The sequence below is a fragment of the Streptomyces sp. NBC_01635 genome, assembly GCF_045209715.1.
GTDB classification, from domain to species: Bacteria; Actinomycetota; Actinomycetes; order Streptomycetales; family Streptomycetaceae; genus Streptomyces; species Streptomyces hirsutus.
The window spans coordinates 8,916,206-8,936,475 of record NZ_CP109277.1; the positions used below are offsets into that span (position 1 = coordinate 8,916,206).

The window sequence follows — 20,270 nt, forward strand, 5'->3', positions numbered from 1 at the left end:
ACTTCATGGAATGCCGTGAGGTGTTCGCCGGTGCCGGTCTGTGCCACGGCGTCCTCGAAGGCGCGGATGGCGCGTTCCAGCGTCTCGTCCTGGCCGGTTGGAGCGGCGTCGGCGGCGGGGTCGAGGTCGCGGTAGGTCTCGCTCCATCGGGCGCCGTCACGCAGGTCGGTGGCGTCGGGTCCGGCGAGTTCCAGGCGGACGCTGCCGAAACCGAGGGGCTTGCCGTAGCCGAGGCGGTGGTGGCCCTCGGGGAGGCGGAGGAGCCAGAGGAGGGCGCCGAGTTCGGTGTCGGTGAGGTTGGTGACGCCGATGGTGAAGGTGAAGGCGGAGCCGGGCGGGATCCAGCCGCGGACGCTGCGGTTCTGGTTGTCGCGCTGCGGTTTGCCGTCCTTGTCGGGGCGACGGTATTCCTGGAAGCGGCCGGTCGGGTCCGGTTTCTGGGTGTTGTCCTTGAGGGGGTCGTCCCAGTAGGTGTCCGGAAGGCCGCGGTGATGCCAGTACGCCTTGCGTCCGCGCAGCGTCTGGCCGGGGGTGTACCAGCGGGCGCGTTCCAGGCCCTCCTGCAGCTCGGCGGGTCCGTCCTTCTCGTGGGTGCCGAGGTAGAAGCGGCCCTGCTGGGGGTTGGGCCGGCCGAGGATCGGCAGGGGAAGGCCGGGGTTTCCGAAGTCCTCGGGTGTCACCTCGCCTTCGGGGGTGACCGGGCCGATGCGCAGCTGTCCTCGGTGGGCTCCGGGGCCGGCGGGGGCGACCCAGCCGAAGACGCGGTCGGCCGGGGAGAGGGTGTCCCGTGCGGGGGCGGGGCGCAGGGTGGGGTGGAGGAGCTGTTCGGGGCCGGCGGCGAAGAGGTCGCGGGCGATCTGTACCGGGTAGAGGCCCTTGATCCTCGTCCCGTTCTCCACCCAGGCGTAGCACAGGGCGTTCGGTCCCAGTTCGAGGTAGGAGTCGTCGTACTGGTGGGGGCTCCAGGCCGTGTCGCCGATCTTCGGGCCGAGGTAGTCGTGCGGCGCTGCCTTGTCGCCTTGCTTGTTGCGTCGCTCGTGGATGTCGGTGTGCCGGTGGGCGGCACGGTAGTCGGCGATGACCTGGTGCCATTGGTCGGCGAGTTCGGGTCTGAGGGGGTGAGGGCGGGGGGCCTCGCGGTCGGCAAAGAAGACGCGTTCGTCGTGTTTGTTGTTGATGTTCTGGTTGGTGATGCACACCCAGCCGCGGATCGTCTTCGTCTCGCCGGTGGGCTTGTGCCGAGCCGTTTCTGGCTGGGGGCAGGACGAGGGCGGCAACTGTGGGAGCGGGGTGCCGGCGCGGGTGATCGTGCGGACCTGCCAGAAGTCGAAGGTGTGGCTTCCGCCTCCGGTGTAATGCTCCACGCGTTCGACCAGGGCGGTGACCTCGTCTCCGTGGGACGGTGCTGTTCCGTCGGGGTAGGAGACGGCCTGTGTGAGGTAGCGGGGCAGCCAGGCCGCGTGGAGCGGCCCCCTGGCGGGTTTTGCCCCGCTGCCGGGGGGTGTGTCGCCCGGCAGGAGGATCACGTGGGTGCCGTCGTCGGAGATCCGGGCGGGCACCATCTTCTGGCTCGCGCTGGCCGGCATGCGGTGGCCGAGGCGGTCGCGGTGACCGGTGAAGACTCCCATGCGGGAGTTGGTGACGGCCTCGTAGGCGGCGCGGAGCATGCCTTTGACCGAGGTGGCGGGGAGGTGGACGGTACCGGAGCGCAGCAGGACGGGGTGGCTGAAGTGGTCGTTCGTTCCCGGGACCGGTTCGGCGCGGGAGGGGTCGAGCAGGAGCAGCGGGGTGACGGTGGTGAGGCGTACCCGCAGGGTGCCCGTCCAGTGTCCGGGGCGGAGGCGGTCGTGGCCCGTCGGTGTGCGGTCGCCCAGGTGGGGATCGGCCGTGTTGCGGGGGGTGGCGGGGAGGAAGGTGTAGGGGTTGATGAACTGGCGCTTGGCGACCTTCTTCGGTGGGGGCGGTGCCGGGGGTGCACCGTACGGGCGCAGGTCGCGGATATTGCTCTTGTGCCAGAGGAATTCCACGCGCATGCCGTCGAGTTGAGCGGGCTCGCGATCGCGGAGCTCGTCGGCCAGGTCGTGGGGGAGTCTCACCCGGCGGCGACGGCCCTTCTCCTCCTCGACGGCCACGGTCAGCCTGCCCGTGTCGGCGTTCCAGGTCAGGGTTCCGGTGCGGTTCTGTCCCTCAGACATGGGTGTCCTCCTGCGGATCCGCCGGCACGGTTTCGATGCGCAGGAGGCGTTCCTCGCTGACGTGGGAGTTGCCGTGGCGTGGGTCGGTGGAGATGTATTCGCGGGCGACGAGACGCAGCCGGAGTTCGGGGCCGGGCCGGGGGTGGGGGACGGTGAGGGTGCCGATTCGGGGGGTGTGCAGCACGGTCCACTCCTCGTCGCCGCCTGCGGGGCGGCCCCACAGCAGGTAGTGGGCCGTGAGGGCGGCTGTGGCCGACAGAGGGGTGACGGGTTCGGGGAAGGTGGCAGGGAGAAGGGTCTCGTCCTCGGTGAGGAGGACCGCGCGTCCACGATCGCCGGTGTCGCACAGCCAGCGCAGTTCCCGTTCGCCGTCGAAGACGCGCGCCTCGAAGACGGCGGACAGGTCGTACGGGTCGGCCTCCCGGGTCCGGCAGTGGCCGTCGGTGACGCGGGCGACGGTGTGTGCGTGTGGGGCGGAGAGCAGGGCGATTCCCGTGGGGAAGGCGGTGGCGGCGAGGGCCTCGGGCAGGGTGACGCCCTGTGCGGCGCGGGCGTGGAGCGTGGTCATCACAGCGTCCCGTCGAGGTAGGCGCGCCATGCGCGGGTGAGCTCCTTGGCGCGGGGGCCGGTGAGGAAGTCGGCGAGTTCCACGGGGCCGGGTTCGGTGGGGAACGTGAGGGTGATGCGGTGGACGGTGATGTCGCCGAGTCCGCGGTTGGTGGCGTAGCCGAGCGGGATACGGCCGGCTTCCAGGTCGCGCAGCAGGAGCAGGAGCAGGGCCTGGGCGGCGTCCTCGCGCTCGGCGTCGCGTAGGGTGAGGCGGCCGAGGTCGACGGTGAGGGTGAGGGGCTGCCAGGTCAGGCCGTGGGGTTCCAGGACACTGTAGAGGCGTCCGTCGGCGGCACCTCCGGCCCAGCGGTCGACGGCCACGTGGTCGGCGCGTTCCAGCCCGTACGGCCGCAGGGCCGTCAGGTGTTCGGCGGAGCCGTCCTCGCCGGGTGGGTCGTAGACCCGCTGCCAGTCGGCGGCGGGAACGGTCTGCTCGGTGGTGCAGTCGTCGACGGTCAGCGCGCCGATGCCGCCCGGTCCGGTGGCGGGTGCAGTACCGAACAGCAGGCGGATCGCGGGGAGTTGGTCGAGCTGCCGACGGAAGGCTGCTGTCTGGTCGGGGATGCCGCCTTCCGGTCCGGCGGTGGGGGCGTCCAGGGCGCGGGCGGTGCGTTCGATCCGTTCGGCGTGGGAGCGCAGGGCTCCCTTGAGGGCGGAGCCCGGCAGGGCGAGCGCGACCCGGTCGGGTGTGGTGGCCGTGGCGAGGGGGACGGCGTCCACGGTGAACCCGTCGATGCCAGAGCGCACCATGACGGGGGCGGACGGGCTCCAGTCGACACGGATGTGCAGCAGCCCGTCGGCCGGTGCTTCCTCCCTCGCCCAGTCGCCGCGGGGCCAAAGGGTGCCGCCTCCCGGCGCGGTCAGGGCCCGGAGGAGACCGTCCGGGGTGGAGTGGTCCTGTTCGTGGACGTCGGTGTGGTCCTCGACCAGGGTCAGCCGACCCAGGCCACGGGTCCTGGCGGCCCCGATGCGCAGCTGTCCGTCGCGCAGGAGCGCCAGGAGGCGCCGAACGACCGCCCGGTCGTCGGCCAGTTGCGTCGTGGTGGACCCGAGGTCCAGCTCCAGTCTCAGGAAGGTTCCCTGGGGGACGACGGTGCGGCTGTGGAGGATGCCGGGGGCTGCGATGCCGGTGTGGCGGTCGATGCCCACAGAGTGGCGCTTTTCCAGGCGGCCGGTCGGCAGGGGCGCGGCGGCCTGTGCGTCGTCGGTGAGGTCGGTGGTGGTGGCGAGGAGACCGTCGTGGACGACGAAGCGGCTGACCGTTCCTTCCTGGGTGCCGGTTTCGGCGTAGCCCCACAGGCTGTTGGCCCGCTCGCCGCCAGGTCCGCCATCCGGTCCGGACACGGGGTGGAGGAGGGTCCGCAGGGCGCCGGCGAGGCTCGTCCCGGGGACGTAGGGGCGGCCCTGTCCGTCGACGGCGACCGTGAGAGCGCCGTTTGGGTCGCCTCCGGCGCCGCCCACGCGGAGCGGGGCGAGGGCCTGGAGCCAGCCGCGTACCCGCAGCCGGTGGGTCGTGGGCCGGGTCACGCGGGCCCCTCCTTGTCCTCGGCGGCACGGCGGTGGGCGGTGAGGCAGTCCTCCACCAGGGTGCGGACGGCCTCGCCCCACAGCCGTTCGCGCAGTGCGGCCCTCCGCTTCCTGTGCGCCGTCTGGCCCGTGTGCGCGGTCAGCTCCCCTTCGGGAAGGGCGAGAAGGTCCCAGACGCGGTCGGGCGTGGTCAGGAGCTTTTCGACCGCTTCGGTCACGGCGGTCGGCCAGGGCTTCCTGCGTTCGATTCCGCGCATCCGCTTCAGCCGTGCGAGCCAGTGCCCCACCCGTACGCCGCCGGGTTCGTCGAGGTCGGTGACGAGGGTGAGCAACGCGCCGAGCTGGGTGGCGGGTACGGACGCGTGGCCTGCGCCCAGGACTGCCGTGCGGCTCCTCGGGTCGGCGGCCAGGGTCTCGCAGTGGCGGCGGATCGCAGCGCGCCAGGCGCCCTCCTCGACAACCGCCAGGACCGTGTCGTCCTCGGCCGTGAGCGCGATGTCCGGGGAGGCCGAGGCCGTGCCGGACGCCAGGTCCACGCCCGAGGCGTCCTCGGATGCCAAGCCTGTATCCGGGGAGGTTCCGTGATCCACGGTCTCCAGTTCCGGTGTGTGCAGGAGGGGGTCGTCGATACGGAGCTGGCCGAAGCCCTCTGCTCGACGCAGTCCGATGCCGGAGAGCTCGACCCGGCGTACGGCCTCGGCGGTGACGGTGCCGGCCGTCACGGTGAAGGTCAGGCAGCTTCCGGCCCGCAGCCCGAGCAGGCTGGCACGCGGCAGTCCCCAGCGGCTGTGCCAGGGGTCGGACCGCTGTGGTTCGGTCGCCCGCTCATCCGGTACGGGGCGCAGCTCGGCCCCCAGCGTTCGCCCGAGCACTGCGGCGAGGTCCGCCGGGTCGGTGCTGGGGCGCAGCCTGCTGTCGGGGACCAGGACCGGGGAGAGCAGCCACACCCGCAGCCGACCCTCCGGAGCGGGTCGGGTCGCGGGTGCCGGGGGCACGATGGTGCGGTGGGCGGTCACGTCCGTGAGGCCGTAGCCGTCCTTGCGGGCGCGTCCAAGCCGCCACTCCCCCTCCAGGCGGCGTTCCCAGCCCTGCGGCAGCAGTCCGCGCGGCACACGGACCTCGGCGCGCAGCACGGCGCCGGCGGCGATCGCCTCGTACACGTACAGGCCGCCGACCTCTTCGGTGGGGCGCTGGTGCTCGTCCAGGATCGTGTTGTGAGTGTGCTCGCTGCGAGGGCAGCCGGCGACCGCCAGCGCGGCCCCGGGCGTGTACGGGGCGGCCCACTGTTCTTCGTAAGGGAGGCCGCCGGAGGCTTCCGGGTCGAGGAGGCGGTTGGTGGCACGGGTGCGGTCCGCTTTGGTGTGGGTGAGGACCAGGGGCACCGGCAGTCCGCGCTGTCCGGCCACTTCCACGGTGGCGTCCGTGACGATCAAGTCTCCGTCGCGGGCCGCCCGGGCAGTGCGCGGGCCGCCGAGCCGACGCAGTACCTCGGGCAGCAGGGTGCCGCCGGGGACCTGGCCGGAGCTGCGTACGGTGTTGCCCACGGTCCGTGCGTGAGCGATCAGCGGGCGGCGCAGGACGAACCGCAGGCCGGCCACCTCCCACTCGGTGACGGCCTCGGCGGCACCCTGCTGCCCGAGGGGCGCAGGAGCGGGCGACGCAGCGGGGCCGGACGGCGACGGCGGGTCGGGTTCGCCGAGCAGGTCCAGGTCGACGTCGACTCCGGTGAAGTCGATCCGACAGCGGCCCGCGCCGCGCCGCCGCTTGCCGCCCAGGCCCTCCACCAGCCGGGCGCCGGCCGCCAGCAGGGCGGCGGCGCAGCCACGCCGGTGTGCGTCCAGATCCTCGAAGCCGGTGAGCTCGGCTCGGCCCACAAGGCGCACGCCGCCACGCGCCATCTCCTCGAAACGCAGCATCCCCTCCCTCACGTGCCCGGTGTGCGGGTCGAGAGCCACGCCGGGCTTGAGGAAGACCGCCGCCGCGCGCAGCCCGTGCCGTACCGGCCCACGGAGGGCGGCAACGACGGCGGGTGAATAGTGCAGGCTGTCGACCTGCAAGGCCGCCGACCGCGGGGCGCCGTCCCCGGACGGAGGGAGCACTCCTCGTGCCTCCAACGCCGGTTGGCTGCCGAAGAGATATTCCACCCAGGCGTGCCACGGTCCCGGTGTACCGCCATCCAGCGCGTGGGCTGCGGCCTCACAGCCGTCGCGCCAGACACCGGCGAGAGTCTTGGCCGGGATGTACGGCAGGCCGTCGGCGTCGCGCTGCACGCTCCGGTCCACCAGTCCGTGGCGTCCGGCCCCGGTCCCGACGTGCCAGTCACCGAGCATGGTCACGGTAACGGTCAGCCCGGTCATCTACTCACTCCGGATGCCTCGGACACCCCAGACGCTTCGTACGCTTCGGCGGGAAGGAACTGCTCAGCGTCCGTCGCGTCCAGCAGCCCTGTCGTCCAGGGGTCCTCCTCCGAAGGACGCCAGAACAGGCTGCCCCGGCCACTCAGAAGGCCGTCGACTCCCCGCCGGCCGTAGCGGGCACGCAGATTGCCCAGGCGGCCGTCCGCCACCTCGCGCCCCTGGAAGAGCGCCTCCCGCAGGTCATGGAGCTGGGACCCCGGTAGCAACCGCTCCCCTTCCTCGTTCCGGGCCGCCACCGCGCCCACCCGGCGCAGCAGATCGCGCCAGTGCCGGCCCTCCACCCACGCCTGCTCTGGCCCAAGGTCGCTGACCACGTACGGCTGAGCGGTCAGACGCACCTCCTCGGGACCGGGAACGGTCTGTCGCAGACGGATACGGGCCAGGTCGGCGCTCGAACTGTCGTACAGCACATGGAAGGAGAGCGCCGAGCACGATACCCCAGGCACCCGCTCCTTGACCTGCTTGGCCTCCTTGGTCATCAGGTCGTAGGCGAGAGTGTGGGCGACGGCGAACGGGAAGTGCGCCTTGACGATCGCCACCCCCGCGCAGGCCGACAGCCCCGGCCCCTTCCTTCTACGTGCCAGCGCGTCGGCGATCTGCGGGGAACGGGCCGTGTAGCGTTCGAACGCACGGAGATACGCGGCGGTGAACGGCAGCGCCCACGCGCCTTCGCAGATCGCCACCAGGTCGTCGCCCCCCAGGATCAGCGGCAGCACCGGTACCGGCCCCTCGGCCTCCTGCCCTAGGCCCGCCCCTTGCCCGCGCAGGCCGTTCACCGCCTCCGTGAACGCCGCCCGTGCGGCGTCCTGCACGGCCGCGGAGAACGAACGGAGAGTGTCGGCATAGCAGCGGTTGCCGGGATCGGTGACGCAGGCGTCCAGACAGCCGAAAACATCCCCGAGGCCGTTGCCGTCCGCGTAGACGACACCCACCCACTCCGCCTTCTCCGCCAGATGCCGTACGACACTCTTGAGCGCCTGCGGCTCGATACCCGCCAACGCCGCGAGCCGGCCCAGCCCATCACCCTCGTCCACCTTGCCGTACGCCCGCAACTTGGCGAGGCTCTCCGCCGAACGCGGCTCCCGCTCACCAGGATGCAGACGACTGAGAGAGGCGGCGGGCAGTCCGGTGGAGGCACACTCGTCGACCATCGGCAGCCGCAGGAACCGGGCGTCCGGACCCGGCAGAGAAGTACGGACCGGCTCCAGCTCACTCTGGGCCTCACGCAACGCCTCGTGCAGCGCACCGGGCACGTCCCAGTCGAAAGGCTCCCCGACTACCCCGGTCACCTCCAGCCCCGGGGCCTGCCGCAGCGCCGCCAGCGTCACATCGGCCACCAGAACACGCGCCTGCTCCGCACTCCGCACCAGGATCTTGGCGGTGCCGGCGCCGGTCTCCAGCACCTCGACCGGGTGCGTCTCGATCCGCCACTCCTTGGTGAAACCCGGGTGAAGACGCTCCAACGCCTCACCCACCCACCGCCGGTCGAGATACGTGATCAACTCGGAGGCGCCCGCGATCTCCCGGCGCTTGTTAGTCACGGAGAGAAAACGTGTGATGTTCCACGCCTCCAGCACCACCAAGTGCACGGACGCGACCTCGACCATGTGAACTGCTCCCCCGTTGCCCACCCCCGGCACTTCGTCAGTTCACACAACTACCTCACACACTTGCGGAGTTGCAAGCAGCCATAACGTCCTTCACCAGAACGCGTGGAACGTGCCGCAACAGCGACCGCAACGAACGTCTGGTACACCCTTCCACGAACCAGCCAGCCCGTGACCGTCCACGGCCTCACCGGATGAACCCGGTCAAGATCACTCCACGCAAAGACCTTATTCGGCGGGGTGGTGGCGTCGAAGACGATCTCCCAGGCCCGCGGGCCAAAGGGGACACGGTCCCCGCCGATGGGCCACGTTCCTTGGCCTCGCTCCTCGGGTTTGGGGGCGAAGCGGGTCGACAGCCGGGCGCAGGGGCTCCTCCTGCAGCAGTTACCCGACCTGAGCGAGGAGGACGTACGCCGCGCGACAGAGGGATGTGTGAGCGAGGAGATCCTCGACGACGACGGCGACATGGCGGTCCGCAAGGTGACGTACGACTTCCCCGACGATCGTTCCTGTGTGCTGTGGTCCGTGGCTACATTCACCGGCTCGGCGGCCGGCGGGACTTCGACGTTGTGCGGGATGATCTCTACACCGATGAGGCCGAGGCGACGGCGGCGTGGAACCGGGAGGGCTGACGTGGCCGACAGCGGAACCACGGTGCCCGCAGTGCCAGACGGTGCGGACGTGCACCGGTCTTGGAGGCGCGTCCTGACCGGCCTGAGCGAGCAAGCCGAGGGCAATGCCGCGGTGCTCGGGCCCGAGGTGGGGCACGGGGCTGTCGTCGAGACGGTGCCCGGGGTGCTGCTCCTGGTCGTGGACCAGCACGTCACCGGCTGGGGCGAGGCGTATCGCACGGGCGAGCCGTACCCGCTGACAGACGCCGCGGTGATGCTGCACCTGGTCCAGGAGGACGGGTTGCTCAGGAGGCTGTGGGCCCGGCACTTCAAGAGAGCGAAGGGCGCGTTCGGCTCCGCTGGCCTGGCGCAGCTCCGCAAGCACCTGGCCGTGCACCCCCGGTCGAGGAGCTGTTGTTGGACATCATCGACCCGGGCCCCGGCCGTCCGAACTTTCGGGCCGGCCCGTGCCGGTGGTGCGCGGCCGTGTTGCAGAAGGGCCAGGGCGTCCTCGTCGGCCGCAGCGAGGACGCCCAGGTCGAGCACCGCCGCAAGTGCCCGTCCGTGCCCGCTCAGCCCGGTACGTACTGCGTCCGGTGCGGCGGGTCGGTCGCGCCCGGGTCCGCCCGCCTGGTCGTTGTCCGGGAGGGCGTGGGCCGCCGCGAGGCCCAACACACGGGCCGGTGCGAGGAGCACCTGTCGTTCGAGGAGTACGAGGAGCGGGCGGCGCAGAGGCGGGCCGCCGAACAGGAGCAGCGCGCCGCGGAGAAGGCCGCGGCCGTGAAGAAGACGCGGCGGAGTGTGGCGGCCGCGGAGAAGCGTCGGACGGCCCGCGAGGAGAAGGAGCGGGCCGCCCGGGCGGCAGTAGGCAGTGGAGTTGGCCGGGTCCGCGAGCTTCTTCATGAGCGGGAGAGTGACCTTCGAGCAGGGGATTGGGCCGGTTGGGCGTCCGCTATGTTGATGGCCCAGGTCAGCGCGAGCAGGATGGGCGGGAGACTCCCGGCTGCAGCTCCGCGACGAGCGCCCCTGATGAGCTTGGCCAGGACGTCGAGGTCCTCGTCCACTCACGTGAGCCGTCGGCCGCCTGCCTGCCCGCTGGCCGGTTGGGTGCGGCCGAAGGCCTACAGAGCTGGTACGTGGCCGACGTGGTACGGGCGGCCGGGTTCAAGGTCGAGGGCGAGAAGCCGTACGAACTCGACTGCGATGTCGAAGGAGGCATGGGAGCCTACTCCCACGCCAGCGGCGAGGTCGCCGTGCGGTTGTTCGGGCACAAGCGCGTGCTGGTCATCTGCAGCGGTGGCGTCCTTGGTGAGGTACATGGTGACGCCGGTGGAGACGATGTCCGCTGGTCGGCCGGGATCGAAGCCGGCAGTGGACAGCTGCTCGGGCCAGGACGCGCCGCCCTCGAAGTCGACCGGCACCAGGTGCAGCCAGTCGGGGATGCCGTAGCCGAGTTCACACTGCGGTGTTGTCCGGTGTCTCTATCTGCTCGTGGGCCATGGTGTTCCCCCTTCGTCACGGTCAGTTCTTGGTGGGAGCCTGGAGGCTCCACAGGCGCCCGTCGGGGTCGCGGACGGTCATCTCCTTGGTCCCGTAATGGGTGTCCTCGAACGGCGTGACCACCTCGAGACGGGATCAGGACGCACGCGTCTGCGTCCGGCACCTTCAGCACGATCTGCGTCCGGGGCTCTTGGTCCTCGGCAACCTCGGCGATGAACACGTAGGGACCGTTGCCGTTGCGGAGCTGGCCGGAGTTGTGGTCCGTCGCAAACTCCCGCTCGTAGCCCAGCTCCTGGAAGAACTTCGCCGCCGGGCTCGTATCAGTCGGGGGCCCCTGGGCGTTGCGCTGTGACGCTACGGGTATCGGCTTCCGCACTGCTCCACTGGGACAGCAGGCGCAAGGAGGTCTCGGACGGGCTACCGGGTTCGGTGCCGTAGACGAAGAGGATCTGGTCCGGGTCGTCTCCGGGGGTGAGGGCCTGGTAGGTAACGGTGAGGTCGCCGACGAGCGGGTGGCGGTAGTCCTTGGTGCCGGTCGTGCGCCTGTGGACCTTGTTGTCCGACCAGAAGCGACGGAATTCCTCGCTGCGTATGGACAGGTCACCGACCAGGGCGCTCAGAGCCGGGTCGTCCGGGTGGCGGCCCGCTTCGAGGCGGAGCATAGCGGCGGTGTCCGCGGCGACGCGGTTCCAGTCCCGGTACAGCTCGCGCGCGTGCGGGTCGAGGAAGACGAAGCGGGCCTGGTTCCGCTCGGCCGCGGGGAGCGCCCGGAAATCGGTGATCAGCCGTCCGGCCAACTGATTGTGGGCCAGCACGTCGAGGCGCCGCCCGAGGACGAAGCCCGGGCGGCAGGTCTGCTGGAGGGTCTCCAGCAGGTCCCAGGTGGCGGCGTGGACCCGCTGGGGGCGGGGACGTCGGCGGGCGGGCCCGGGCCGGCGCCGGGCGAGGACGTGCAGATGGCTGCGCTCCGCGTCGTCCAGGTGCAGGGCGGTGGCGAGTGCGTCGAGGACCTCTGCGGAGGCGCTGCGGCTGCGGCCTTGTTCGAGGCGCGTGTAGTAGTCCACGCTCACCCCGGCCAGCCGGGCGAGTTCCTCCCGGCGCAGGCCGGATACCCGGCGCCGGCCCAGGCTGGGGTCGTCGAGCCCGGCTTCCTGCGGGGTGAGGCGGGAGCGGGCAGAGCGGAGGAACTCCGCCATCGGTGTGCTGTCGGGGTGCTCAGGGTCCATCTGTCCAGGATCGCGCAGCCGCCGACGATCCGACAGCAAGAGGGTGGCCCACTTTGTCCCCCGATACGGCGGGCCATTCTGCGGCCTCTCTTGCCTTCTCGGAGCTGGTTCAGTGGAAGCCGGGCCTCGCCGCCGGAAGCGGCGGTCCGGGGCACTTCGTGAACACACAAGGTGGAGGCATCTCATGTCGACGTGGTTCATCACCGGCGCATCCCGCGGACTGGGACTGGAAATCGCGCGGGCCGCGCTCCGCAACGGCGACACGGTCGTGGCCGCCGCTCGGAACCCGCGGAACCTGCCGGACGACCTGCGCCAGTCCGACCGGGTCCTCGGCGTCACCCTCGACGTCACCCGTACCGAAGACATCACGGGCGCCGTCGAGATGGCCGTGCGCCACTTCGGCGGCATCGACGTCCTCGTCAACAACGCGGGCCGTGGCCTGCTCGGAGCACTGGAGGAGATCACCGACTCCGAAACACGCTCCCTGTTCGACCTCAACGTCTTCGGGCTGATCAACATGACCCGCGCCGTCCTGCCCGTCATGCGAGCAGCCGGAGCGGGCAAGATCGTGCACATCGGCTCCCGCGGCGGATTCGAGGGGGAGCCCGGAGTGAGCATGTACAACGCCTCGAAGTTCGCGGTGGCCGGCATCAGCGAGGCGCTCGCGGGCGAGATGGCGCCGTTCGGGATCCAGAGCATGGTCGTGGAACCCGGCGTCTTCCGCACCGACTTCCTCGACACCCGTTCCCTGTCGACCGCGGCCCAGCGCATGCCCGCCTACTACGGCACACCCGCCCACGCCACCCTGGACTGGAGGGAAACCGCCAACCACACGCAGCTCGGGGACCCCGTCAAGGGCGCCGCCCTGATCTACGAGGTCACCAGCGAGGACAAGCTCCCAGGGCATCTGGCCCTGGGCCGCGACGCGATCGAACGCCAGCTGGTCAAGATCCGCAGCCTTCAGGACGACCTTGCGGCCTGGCAGGACAAGTCCGCCGCCACAGCCTGCGACGACGCCTTGTGACCACCCCGGCCGATCCCAGAGAAGAACAGGAAGGACCCCTAGCCATGACATCCCTGCTCACCGGGCGACCGCTGGACGGCCGCGTGGCTGTCGTCACCGGCGCCTCCAGCGGAATGGGTGCGGCTACCGCACGCCGCCTCGCCGAACTCGGCGCCGCTGTCGCCGTCGTCGCACGTCGACAGGAGAAGCTCTCAGCCCTCACCGCGGATATCGCCTCGGCCGGCGGAAAGGCCGTATGCCTGCCCGTCGACGTCACTGATCGAGCAGCCGTCCGTACGGCCGCCGACCAAGTGCGGGACGCACTGGGACCGGCGGACCTCGTGTTCAACAACGCGGGCGTCCAGCTGATCTCCGCCATCGACGAGCTCAAGGTCGACGACTGGCAGCGGCAGATCGATCTCAACGTCACGGGAGTGATGAATGTGATCGCTGCCTTCCTCCCGCACCTGACCGCCACAGCCGAGCGTGGAAAGCCCGCCGACCTGATCAACACCTCCTCCATCGCGGCGACCCGCATCCTGGAGAAGTTCTCGATCTACTCGGGTACCAAGGCGTACATCAGCCACCTCACCCGTCTCATCCGGGTCGAACTGGGCCGGAAGAACGTGCGCGTAAGCGCCATCGAGCCGGGCATGGTCGACACCGAACTACCCGACCACGTCACGGACCCCGACGCCAGCGCCCTGATGGCCGGCCTGCTCCGCGACATCGAGTGCCTGCGCAGCACCGACATCGCCGAAACCGTTGCCTTCATCGCCGCCCTTCCCCGACACGTCAACATCAGCGAGCTGACCGTCCTGCCCACGGCCCAGCCCGTCTAGCGCAACAAACAGGCGGCGTGCGTGTGCTGCTGGGCCGCCCCCGGGCTCACACCGGTCGGGGCACGGCGGTCATGCGTTCTGGTCAACGGGACTCGGCCTCCGAGTGTGCAGAGGCTGAGTCCCGTGGCCTGCCGGCTCCCGGCGTCCACTCGTCGTCCGCGACGCCCAACCGCTCGGCGAGGCCGCCGACCACCTCCGCCCGCCCGTCCGTCGGATCGTCCAGGAACAACCCGGGGACCGCACCGCAGGTCAACGCTCTCAAGCCCGCCAAGGGCTCGGCGCCGGTTTTCGCTCCGACGTTCCTCACCCCCCTGTCGTCGGTGACTGCTGCGACTTCTCATCTCGATGGCACCGGCAATTCTTATCTGAGTGTCACTGAGGTTTTCTCAACGATGGTCACTTCCAGATTCCGTTGAGGACGAGGGCGGCGCGGGCGATGTCGCCGATCCGGCTGGGGCTGAGGGTGACGTGCTGCAGCGTGCGCCAGCGCTGCTTGAGCTCGGCAGCGGTGCGCTCGCCCAGGGCCCGAACGCTCCGCACGAGGGTGTTGAAGGCACGGGTGTCCGCGCAAAGTGCCTGCTCGGACTGGTTGTTGGGGCGGCGGACGGGAATGAGGATGCCGATGCCGGCGCCGATGTAGCCCTTGTCGGCCAGGGTCGGCAGCCCGTCGGCCGCCGCCTTGTAGAGGGCGGGCAGGGCGTGGATGCGGGCGGCGGTGACGTCGGGGGTGGAGCCGGGTTCGACGTCGGAGACCCACAGCGGGGTGCCGTCCGGAGCGGCCAGGAACTGCACGTTGCCGCCGAACGCCTTGTGTTTCTGGCTGAACCACCAGTCGTTGCCGTTGTCGCGGACGCCGGCGAGGCGGTCCGATTCGATCAGTGTGCCGTCGAGGATCACGTGGGTCATCCCCGCGCGTCGGCAGTGGTCCAGGACCGCGTGCAGGTCCGGGGCCTGGGCGGCGAGGACGTCGATGCCCTCGTGCAGGTAGCGGTAGCCGGTGGCCTGAGAGACGCCCGCGTCGCGGGCCAGGCAGTGCACGCAGCCGCGTTCGCGGAACCAACGCAGCACCAGCACGGCCTGGCGGAACGGGCCGAGCGCCCGGCTGCCTCGCGGAGTGCCGATTCGGCGGCGGTGGGCGGCGAGCAGACGCGAGAGGTGGTCCACGACGTGGCGCGGGACATCGAGCGTGGCAACATAGGTGACCAACGTGAAGCCTCTGGTGGTTACGGACATGATCTTGTGGTGAGACCTGTCCTACCAGGGGCTTTACGTCTGTCCACGGCCGGGCCCAGTCCGTCCGGCCTGCTCACGCATGGAGCGGTTCATGCCGCTTCGCGTAGATCATTTCGCTGAGAAAACGTCACTGAGCCTCTTTCATCCTGTGCTGGCGGGTGAAATGGGCTGGTCAGCGGGTGTGGTGACGAGGCAGGGCCCCTCGTCGTTGGCGTGGTGATTCCACTCAGCACACCGGCGACCGAAGGGGCCCTGTTGGTTCCGTATCCTGCCACGCTCGACGTCCCGCGCGAGCTCGTCGAGCATGTTGCCTGGCTGCTGTACGAGCACCGCCGGACCCGCAACACCCGCTGGCGCAAGCTCGGCTGCTTCGACCAGGCGCTGCTCACGCTGGTCCACCTGCGCAAGAACGAGACGTTCGCCCAGCTCGGCGTCGGGTTCGGGATATCGCAGGCCACCGCCTGGCGCTACGTCGACGAGGCCCTGGAGGTGCTGGCTTCCTGGGCCCCAGGCCTTCATGAAGCCCTCACCGGCCTCGGTGAGGGCGACCACGTCATCGTTGACGGCACCTTGAGCTTCTTCGAGTTGGCCACCGATCGGGTGATGGGCCGTGAAGCGCAACGAGCGAGGCCCTCGGGCTGTTGATCGAGATGTCTGACGTCTCAATCACATTGCTCGGGGGCCTCGTTGGTCATCCATCCTGCCGCACTCGACCTGCCCCACGCACTCGTGGAGTGGGTCACCATGCTGATCGTCACCCGTGAGGGCGACCGACGCTGCAAGCTCCGTCCGTCCCAGCGCGCGATGGTGGCACTGGTGTACCTGCGCGAGCACACCACACTTGCGAAGATCGCCGCCGGGTTCGGGATCAGCGAGTCCACCGCCCACGCCTACACCAGCGCGGTCGTCGACCTGCTCGCCGAACGTGCACCGGGCCTGCTGAAGGTTCTGCGCGAGGCCGACCCGGACTTCGTCCTGCTGGACGGCACCCTTGCCGAGTGCGACCGGGTCGGCGACGCACGCGCGGACTACTTCCACAAGCACCGCCGGCACGGGGTGAACGTGCAGGTGGTCACCGATCCGGACGGCCGGCTGCTGTGGCTCTCACCCGCGCTGTCGGGCCGGGCGCACGACCTGACCGCCGCCCGCACCCGCCGGATCATCCGGATCTGCGAACGCCAAGGCGTTCCCATCCTGGCCGGTCTCGCCTACCGGGGCGGCGGTCCCTGGCTGACCACGGGCATCAAACGCAGGCCCCTGCAGGAACTCACCCCCACCGAGAGGACCGTCAACCGGGCCCTGGCCGCAGCGCGGGCGCCGGTCGAACGCGGCGTCGCCCGCCTGAAGTCCTGGCGGATCTTCCGCAGATCCCGGTGCAGCCCCAACCGCATGATGTCAATCGCCAAAGCCGTCCTCACCCTGGAGCGGCAACGCTGAAGAAGCTCACTGTTCGCGCGGTGTCTGCCAGCGGCTGGGCCAGCACGCGCATGCGTACACCTCGAGCTGGCACGTCACCAGTCTTGCAGCACAAAGATCGCGCCAGCCTCGCCTAAGTTTCAGCGTCATGGATCAGCGGAAGTGATACTCGATCTGCCGCATGCCCGCACGCGATCACGGCACGGGCGGGAAGCGGCCACGCTGGAGAACGAGGGGGAGCCAGTGTCCGCGACGGAACGCGAACTGCACGAGCAGCACCGGACCATGACCACGGACCTGGCCGCCCAGCACGGCCGCGTCAAGGCATTCGACCCCGATAACGCGGAGTTCGACGGCCAGTACACCGCGCTGGTGGAACGCGCGGAGGAACTGCTGGCGTTCGAGCAGCAGTTGCCGGCCAGGCTGGCGGAGCCGCAGCGGCTGCGGAGTGCAAGCATCGTGCGTTGGGCGTGGCGAGCCCAGACCGCCTTGGCCGCGGCGCTCATCATCGCCGCGCTCGCCCTTGGCCACACCGGGTGGTGGCTCGTGCTTCTCATACCTCACCTGCTGGCGACGCTGATGGGCTGGTCGATCACGGTGACCGCCCAGCGTCACCGGCAGCAGCGCGCCATCGCACTCGTGCTCCAGGCCCAGGGTGTCCTGGTCGTCCTCGTGGTTCTCGGGATGCTCTCCCCCTGGTGGGTCATCGCCGTTGTTCTCGGCTGGCTCGGCATCGGGGCGTTCTCGCAAGACGGGCCCGCAGGCCAGGGGGTTAAAAAGTGATGGAGGACCTGGATCGCCGGCTTCGGGACACCGACCACCGCCTACATGACATGGACAGCCGTCTCGACGATCTCGAGACCGACCATCAGAGCCTGAGCCGGAAGTTCGGCTACACCGAAGACCTTGACTACGAACTGCGCGACATCCGCGGCGACGTCTCCGAGTGCGACGACAGGATTGACAAGGCCGAAGAGGAACTCGGCGACCGCATCGCAGACACAGAGCAGGCCATCAAGCGCCTCACGCAGCACGTGCGGCTGCTCGACGGCCAGATCAAGGTGGCCCACGGCGTGCCTGCGACGGACCTGGACACCTTCACCGCGGACCAGCGTGCCCTCGCCCACACCATGGAACGGGGCTGGACCGCCCGGAGCTTGCTCCTTGGCGACCACGACCGCGTCACCCACCAGGTGCGGGTGCGGCATCACCGGGACACCGCGGCCAAGCACCGGACGGCGCTCGCCGCGGTCGTCAAGACCGTCGGTGGTTTCACCGCCAGCCGTTACGGCACCACCGACCACTCCCAGGCCGCGGATCGGCTCCGAACGGCCATCGCCGAGGAAAAGAGACTGCGCCAGGACCTCACCCGGCAGGCACCCGGGGCCGAGGAGTCTGCGAACGTCCTGACCAACGATGCTGCGACCCGCGCCGACAAGCAGCCGGTGATAGCGGCCGGCGACCGGGCTGACACACGCCTCACAATGGCCCTGCGCAGCCGCTTGGCCGACGCCATCAGCAGCCGCTCGCTCCTGCCCGCCTGGTTCGTCACCGTCCTCGGAGCAGCCCCGCCCGCCCGGGCTACGGAACAGTGGCTGGAGACCGCTACCCGCGTCTTGCTGTATCGCCTCACCTACGACATCACCGACCCGGTCGTCGCCCTCGGCCCCGAGCCGTCAGACACCAACCGGCACCGCCGCAACTGGCACAACGAGCTACGCAAAGACCTGCACCGCTGGTAAATGGCTCTCTCCACACGCCAAAGGTGATCATGTTTCGTGGCGTCACCTTGCCGTACCCATCGAAGGACTACTAAGGGGCTCTTCCCTTACGTCAAGAAAGCCATGACCGACACGCTCGTGACTACTTGGTCACCACGCCGGCCAGAAGCTTCGCCGTGCCTTCGGGTGCCTCCACAGGGAAGTGGTGGCTGCCCAGATCGACGAGCACGAGGTCGTAGCGGTCCCCGTAGCGGTCGACCGCTTCTTGCGTCACCAGGTCACGTATCGCGAACACGGTGATCGGCTGTTGTGTCTCGCGTAGCGTCGCGTCCATGTCCCAGTGGACCAGCCCTTCGATGGAACGCAGACCCGCGGGCTGCCGCACCGCGGCCATCTTCTCGAAGTACGACTCCTTGAGGCCTGTGTCGGTTCCTGCCGGCGAACCTGCCTCGACGAGGGCCCGCACGCCTCCGGCGAAGTCCTCACGGAACATATGCAGCATCCCGTCGGTCTGTTCTTCGCTCAGCGCCGGGAACAGGGACAGGTAGTGCAGCGCGTCGAGTGCGACGACGTGCGAGACCGTGTCAGGGAGCAGTCGGCCGACTTCGACGGCGACCGCCCCGCCGAGGGAGTGCCCGGCCACGGTGCACGTGTCCACCGACTCGGCTTCCAGCACTGCCGCCACGTCGCGAGCGAACTCCTCCATGGTCCAGACGTTCCGCGTCGACCGTGACTCGCCATGCTCAGCGAGGTCGATCGCGAGAACGTGGTAGCCCTCGGGCAGATGGTCGGTCACCGCGTCGAAGTCGCTGCGGTCGCACGCCCACCCGTGGATGAGAGCCAGAGTCGGTCCTCCGGCCGGACCGCTGGCCGTGTACCGGATCGTCGTGTGGTCCGATCGCTGAACCTCAAGGTTTTTCCTCCTGCTTGCAGTGGTCACGGGGTCCCCTTGTCACGCATCGTGGAACGCTGTAATGGTCGGTGTGATGGAAATGGAGGTCGCTGGGTCCTCTGTCGCCGGCCGGCGCCTCACCTGCACGTTGCCACGGCTCCACGGCGCTGCGCCCGTATCTGGTTCAGGCGCAGGACGAGGGCGGAGAAAGTGATCACCGAGATCGCCAGCGCGTAGATCACGGCGGCGATTCTCAGCCCCAGGGCGGTGACGGCGATTCCTCCGAGTACGGCGGGCACGCTGTTCCCGAGATAGCTGATGACGTTCGCCAGGGCGAAGACCGCACTGCGCTCGTGCGGCTTGGCGATCCGGGCGAAGGTGCCGAACGTCGCCAGCACCGATGCGCCGAAGCCGAGACCCGCGACGACGGTGCCGACAGCGGAAAGCCAGCCGAGGCCCTCCACCGTCCCGGCAAGCGATATCAGGGTGCCGAGCCCGAGCAGTGCGGACGAGGGGGCCAGCAGCGAGGACGCGGACCGGGAGCGGAGCAGGAAGATTGCGAGCGCTCCGGTGCCCGCCAAGAGTGTCACGACGACGCCGCCGACCAGATGGCTGTGCAGCCCCAACAACTCGGCCGCGACGGAAGGGCCGAGCGAGAGGTACATCCCAGCCAGTGCCCAGGTGGCGATCATCGCCGGCACCACCGGGACGATGTCCGCGCGCAGGTGCCCTGGCATGGCGACCCGCGGGCGGAGGGAGGCGACGGCTCCCGGCCGACGGGGAGATGTCTCCGGCATGAGGGCGACGACCACCGCCGCCAGTACCATTCCGCCGAACAGCAGTGCGTAGACCAGCCGGGTCGGGGCGGGACCGAACTCCACCAGCACACCGGAGCCGAGAGCACCAAGAGCGAGCCCGGTCGGGGGAGCCACCGAGGTGACGACGCCTGCACGCCCGAGGGCATGCGGCGGCTCAAGATCGACAATGGCGGCACTCAGGGCGGGCGTCGCCACCCCAGTCGCGATGCCCTGCAGCACCCGGGCGGCGGACAAGACGAACACGTCCCCGGCCACATAGAACAGGACGAGCGCGACCATCTCTAGTCCGATCGCCAAGGCGAGCACCGGCCGGCGGCCGAGATGGTCCGACAGCGAGCCGACGACGAGTAACGAGCCCAACAGGCCGACCACGTAGAGGGCGAAGACGACGGTCAGTACCCACGCCGTGAACTTCCATTGCTGCTGATAGATCACGTAGAGCGGGGAAGGTGCGCTGGAAGCGGCTAAGAAGAGGACAAAGGCAGCGGTCACGCAGGGGGAGGGATCCTTCCACCGTGCGCGTTGCGGACCGCCGACGAGCGGTGCGGCGGTGCCGACAGACTCAACTGACATACGAGGGCCTCGCAGTGATCTTTGCGTTAGCGGCTTCAAGGTAACATAAAGGCAGCGATCACTGCATTTAAAAGGCAATG

Annotated in this window: 14 protein-coding genes and 4 pseudogenes; 6 read left to right on the top strand and 12 right to left on the bottom strand. The window is 69.9% G+C overall.

The window, feature by feature from the left end; genetic code table 11:
- Nucleotides 1-95: 95 nt before the first annotated feature.
- From OHB56_RS40660 to OHB56_RS40700, 9 genes and pseudogenes are all read right to left on the bottom strand, one after another.
- Nucleotides 96-2,195 (bottom strand): annotated as a pseudogene (locus tag OHB56_RS40660) (TIGR03986 family CRISPR-associated RAMP protein); the annotation flags it as partial.
- Nucleotides 2,188-2,763, bottom strand: coding sequence for a CRISPR-associated protein Csx19 (gene csx19 / locus OHB56_RS40665; protein WP_406350948.1), 576 nt, complete (start codon nucleotides 2,761-2,763; stop codon nucleotides 2,188-2,190). The pseudogene OHB56_RS40660 and the gene csx19, both read right to left, overlap by 8 nt.
- Entirely contained in the window at nucleotides 2,763-4,331 is a 1,569-nt protein-coding gene (locus tag OHB56_RS40670) for an RAMP superfamily CRISPR-associated protein (RefSeq protein ID WP_406350946.1), read from the bottom strand. Before OHB56_RS40670 ends, csx19 begins: the two co-directional genes overlap by 1 nt.
- Nucleotides 4,328-6,688, bottom strand: coding sequence for an RAMP superfamily CRISPR-associated protein (locus tag OHB56_RS40675; protein WP_406350944.1), 2,361 nt, complete (start codon nucleotides 6,686-6,688; stop codon nucleotides 4,328-4,330). Before OHB56_RS40675 ends, OHB56_RS40670 begins: the two co-directional genes overlap by 4 nt.
- Nucleotides 6,685-8,355, bottom strand: a complete 1,671-nt coding sequence (locus tag OHB56_RS40680; RefSeq protein ID WP_406350943.1) for a Cas10/Cmr2 second palm domain-containing protein — start codon at nucleotides 8,353-8,355, stop codon at nucleotides 6,685-6,687. The genes OHB56_RS40675 and OHB56_RS40680 overlap by 4 nt, the downstream gene beginning before the upstream one ends.
- A 50-nt stretch (nucleotides 8,356-8,405) precedes the next feature.
- Complete coding sequence (locus OHB56_RS40685) at nucleotides 8,406-9,869, bottom strand: DUF317 domain-containing protein (protein WP_406358849.1); 1,464 nt, start codon at nucleotides 9,867-9,869, stop codon at nucleotides 8,406-8,408.
- Nucleotides 9,870-10,255: 386 nt separating this feature from the next.
- Nucleotides 10,256-10,423: pseudogene (locus OHB56_RS40690) on the bottom strand (class I SAM-dependent methyltransferase); the annotation flags it as partial.
- Between the two features lie 64 nt (nucleotides 10,424-10,487).
- Nucleotides 10,488-10,830 (bottom strand): annotated as a pseudogene (locus OHB56_RS40695) (VOC family protein).
- On the bottom strand, nucleotides 10,787-11,692 hold the full coding sequence (locus OHB56_RS40700; RefSeq protein WP_406350941.1) for a helix-turn-helix transcriptional regulator: 906 nt from the start codon (nucleotides 11,690-11,692) through the stop codon (nucleotides 10,787-10,789). Before OHB56_RS40700 ends, OHB56_RS40695 begins: the two are co-directional and overlap by 44 nt.
- A gap of 184 nt (nucleotides 11,693-11,876) precedes the next feature.
- On the opposite strand from OHB56_RS40700, the gene OHB56_RS40705 reads away from it, so the two are divergent.
- Both OHB56_RS40705 and OHB56_RS40710 read left to right on the top strand, forming a co-directional pair.
- Nucleotides 11,877-12,716, top strand: coding sequence for an SDR family NAD(P)-dependent oxidoreductase (locus OHB56_RS40705; RefSeq protein ID WP_406350939.1), 840 nt, complete (start codon nucleotides 11,877-11,879; stop codon nucleotides 12,714-12,716).
- Nucleotides 12,717-12,760: 44 nt separating this feature from the next.
- Nucleotides 12,761-13,537, top strand: coding sequence for an SDR family oxidoreductase (locus OHB56_RS40710; RefSeq protein WP_055609224.1), 777 nt, complete (start codon nucleotides 12,761-12,763; stop codon nucleotides 13,535-13,537).
- 396 nt (nucleotides 13,538-13,933) lie between these two features.
- On the opposite strand, the gene OHB56_RS40715 is transcribed toward OHB56_RS40710, so the two are convergent.
- Nucleotides 13,934-14,743 (bottom strand): transposase family protein, encoded by an 810-nt coding sequence (locus tag OHB56_RS40715; protein WP_326757295.1) that lies wholly within the window; start codon nucleotides 14,741-14,743, stop codon nucleotides 13,934-13,936.
- Between the two features lie 240 nt (nucleotides 14,744-14,983).
- Here OHB56_RS40715 and OHB56_RS40720 point away from each other — a divergent pair.
- The 4 genes and pseudogenes from OHB56_RS40720 to OHB56_RS40735 all read left to right on the top strand — a co-directional run.
- Nucleotides 14,984-15,409: pseudogene (locus tag OHB56_RS40720) on the top strand (transposase family protein); the annotation flags it as partial.
- A gap of 48 nt (nucleotides 15,410-15,457) precedes the next feature.
- Nucleotides 15,458-16,207: a transposase family protein gene (locus tag OHB56_RS40725; RefSeq protein WP_406350937.1), complete on the top strand. Its 750-nt coding sequence runs from the start codon at nucleotides 15,458-15,460 to the stop codon at nucleotides 16,205-16,207.
- A 222-nt stretch (nucleotides 16,208-16,429) separates the two neighbouring features.
- Nucleotides 16,430-16,969 carry a hypothetical protein gene (locus OHB56_RS40730; RefSeq protein ID WP_406350935.1) on the top strand — a complete coding sequence of 180 codons (540 nt, stop codon included), beginning with the start codon at nucleotides 16,430-16,432 and terminating at the stop codon, nucleotides 16,967-16,969.
- Nucleotides 16,966-17,928 (top strand): hypothetical protein, encoded by a 963-nt coding sequence (locus tag OHB56_RS40735; protein ID WP_406350934.1) that lies wholly within the window; start codon nucleotides 16,966-16,968, stop codon nucleotides 17,926-17,928. Before OHB56_RS40730 ends, OHB56_RS40735 begins: the two co-directional genes overlap by 4 nt.
- Nucleotides 17,929-18,049: 121 nt before the next feature.
- On the opposite strand, the gene OHB56_RS40740 is transcribed toward OHB56_RS40735, so the two are convergent.
- Nucleotides 18,050-18,847 (bottom strand): alpha/beta fold hydrolase, encoded by a 798-nt coding sequence (locus tag OHB56_RS40740; RefSeq protein WP_055573771.1) that lies wholly within the window; start codon nucleotides 18,845-18,847, stop codon nucleotides 18,050-18,052.
- A gap of 89 nt (nucleotides 18,848-18,936) precedes the next feature.
- The gene (locus OHB56_RS40745; RefSeq protein WP_331449507.1) at nucleotides 18,937-20,109 is read right to left on the bottom strand and encodes an MFS transporter; all 1,173 of its coding nucleotides are present in this window, start codon (nucleotides 20,107-20,109) and stop codon (nucleotides 18,937-18,939) included.
- Nucleotides 20,110-20,270: the final 161 nt, after the last annotated feature.

Excerpts from the sequence above, each read along its gene's own strand:
- csx19 (WP_406350948.1), bottom strand. The coding sequence starts at position 2,763 with ATGACCACGCTCCACGCCCGCGCCGCACAGGGCGTCACCCTGCCCGAG.
- OHB56_RS40675 (WP_406350944.1), bottom strand. The coding sequence starts at position 6,688 with ATGACCGGGCTGACCGTTACCGTGACCATGCTCGGTGACTGGCACGTC.
- OHB56_RS40680 (WP_406350943.1), bottom strand. The coding sequence starts at position 8,355 with ATGGTCGAGGTCGCGTCCGTGCACTTGGTGGTGCTGGAGGCGTGGAAC.
- OHB56_RS40685 (WP_406358849.1), bottom strand. The coding sequence starts at position 9,869 with ATGAAGAAGCTCGCGGACCCGGCCAACTCCACTGCCTACTGCCGCCCG.
- OHB56_RS40700 (WP_406350941.1), bottom strand. The coding sequence starts at position 11,692 with ATGGACCCTGAGCACCCCGACAGCACACCGATGGCGGAGTTCCTCCGC.
- OHB56_RS40705 (WP_406350939.1), top strand. The coding sequence starts at position 11,877 with ATGTCGACGTGGTTCATCACCGGCGCATCCCGCGGACTGGGACTGGAA.
- OHB56_RS40710 (WP_055609224.1), top strand. The coding sequence starts at position 12,761 with ATGACATCCCTGCTCACCGGGCGACCGCTGGACGGCCGCGTGGCTGTC.